This is a genomic window from Rubrivirga litoralis (assembly GCF_031846415.1).
Classification (GTDB): Bacteria; Bacteroidota; Rhodothermia; order Rhodothermales; family Rubricoccaceae; genus Rubrivirga; species Rubrivirga litoralis.
Window position 1 is genome coordinate 1 of sequence record NZ_JAVRHT010000080.1, and the last position, 1,870, is coordinate 1,870.

2 protein-coding genes and 4 tRNA genes are annotated in these 1,870 nt (G+C 72.1%); all 6 read right to left on the reverse strand.

Annotation, left to right across the window (positions count from 1 at the left end):
* Positions 1–70 precede the first annotated feature (70 nt).
* Positions 71–142 (reverse strand) — tRNA-Thr (locus RM540_RS16195).
* Positions 143–225: 83 nt separating this feature from the next.
* Positions 226–298, reverse strand: a tRNA-Gly gene (locus RM540_RS16200).
* 34 nt (positions 299–332) lie between these two features.
* Positions 333–415: transfer RNA gene (locus RM540_RS16205), tRNA-Tyr, on the reverse strand.
* Between the two features lie 31 nt (positions 416–446).
* Positions 447–519, reverse strand: a tRNA-Thr gene (locus RM540_RS16210).
* 89 nt (positions 520–608) lie between these two features.
* On the reverse strand, positions 609–1,253 hold the full coding sequence (locus RM540_RS16215) for a DedA family protein (RefSeq protein ID WP_311666052.1): 645 nt from the start codon (positions 1,251–1,253) through the stop codon (positions 609–611).
* Positions 1,254–1,727, reverse strand: coding sequence for a 2-C-methyl-D-erythritol 2,4-cyclodiphosphate synthase (gene ispF, locus RM540_RS16220; RefSeq protein WP_311666054.1), 474 nt, complete (start codon positions 1,725–1,727; stop codon positions 1,254–1,256). It lies immediately after the preceding gene.
* Between the last annotated feature and the right edge of the window lie 143 nt (positions 1,728–1,870).

Here is a 1,870-nt window from a genome sequence, read left to right on the forward strand (position 1 = left end):
GGTCTGTATCGTCTGTGCGCAAGGCGCGCGGTGTCGTGGGTCTACGTGTGCCGCCCGGGCGGGGCGGAGGAGCCTCCTCCGGGAATTGAACCCGGGACCCCTTCCTTACCATGGAAGTGCTCTACCGCTGAGCTAAGGAGGCGGACGGAACGATGAATGACAAAGGCTGAACGATGAAGGGAAAGACCTTCAGCGTTCGCCGTTCAGCATTCAGCGTTTCGAGGGAGCGGGAGACGGGATTCGAACCCGCGACCCTCAGCTTGGAAGGCTGATGCTCTACCAGCTGAGCTACTCCCGCAGGGCGCCCCAGGGCGGGGCGGGTCGTCAAAACGTGGGCAGGGGAGGATTCGAACCTCCGTACTCTTACGAGAACAGATTTACAGTCTGTCGCCTTTAACCACTCGGCCACCTGCCCAGAAAAAGAACGGCGCGACGCCCACCGGCGGAGCTGGCGGAGGGGCTCGAACCCCCGACCTGCTGATTACAAATCAGCTGCTCTACCAGCTGAGCTACGCCAGCCAGACGGCGCGGCCCGTGGTCTGGGCACGCCGCGCACCGGAGCGTCGCGGAGGGCCAAGCTAGGCCGCCCCGCCCTCGGGGGCAACCGGCTAGGCGGGCGGGGCGGGGTGGTCGGGCGCTCTTCGTGGTTTCTTGCCCCGCCACCAGCGCACTGCGGCGACGGCGAGGACCGCCACGAGCACGACCGTCACCGCGCGGCCGTAAACGGCGAGCCCGTCGAGGACGCGCGTCCACTGCGACCCGAGCGCCGCCCCGCCCCCAACGAGCAGCGCGCTCCACGCGAGCGCGCTGACCGTGGCCCAGAGCGTCGTCGGCCCCCACCGGAGGTCGGAGGCGCCGGCGAGCAGGCCGATCACCGAGCGCCCGCCGCTGAGGAAGCGGTTGGCCGCGACGACGGCGTAGCCCCGCCGCTCGAGCCACCGCTCGACGCGGGCGACCGGCCCGCGCGGGATCCACCGGAGGCGCGTGGGGTCCTGGACCGCCTCCCCCAGACGGCGGCCGATCGCGAACACGGTGAGGAAGCCGAGCGAGCCGCCGAGCGTGGCGAGCGCGAGCGTCGGCCCGAACGCGAGCGTGCCCAGGCCGACGAGCGACCCGCAGACGACGATGACGGTGTCGCCCCAGATGGGCGGCACGAGGTTCTCGAGGTACGAGATCGCGAGCAGGACCGCGTAGATCCCGCCCGGCGGGAGCGCCTGGAGCCAGTCGACAAAGTCGGTGGCGAGCGCCTCCACCTAGTGCGCCGTCAGGAGGCAGACGGCGTGGGCCGCCGCGCCCTCGCCGGTCCCGACGAACCCCATGCCCTCGCCGGTCGTCGCCTTGACGGACACGCGGCCGACGTCGACGCCGAGGGCGCCCGCGAGCGCCGCCCGCATGGCGTCGACGTGCGGGCGGAGCTTAGGTCGCTGGAGCACGACCGTCGCGTCGACGTTGCCGATGTCCCACCCCGCCCGGCCCACGCGCTCGACGACGCGCCGGAGGAGGTCGAGGCTGTCGGCCCCAGCCCACTCGGCGTCGGTGTCGGGGAACAGAGCGCCGATGTCGCCCAGCGCCGCCGCGCCGAGGAGCGCGTCGATGACGGCGTGCGTCAGGACGTCGGCGTCGGAGTGGCCGTCGAGCCCGACATCGGACGGGACTCCCACCCCGCCCAGGATGAGCGGCCGGCCGGAGACCAGTCGGTGGACGTCGTAGCCGTGGCCGATGCGCATGACGGGGTACGGGGTACGGGGTACGGGGTACGGGGTACGGGGTACAGGAAGATGGCGGCGGGCGGGGCGGGGGGCCACCGGGCGGGGTGGAAGACGGTCGGAAGAGCAGCGGGCAGCGGGCAGCGGGCAGCGGGCAGCGGGCA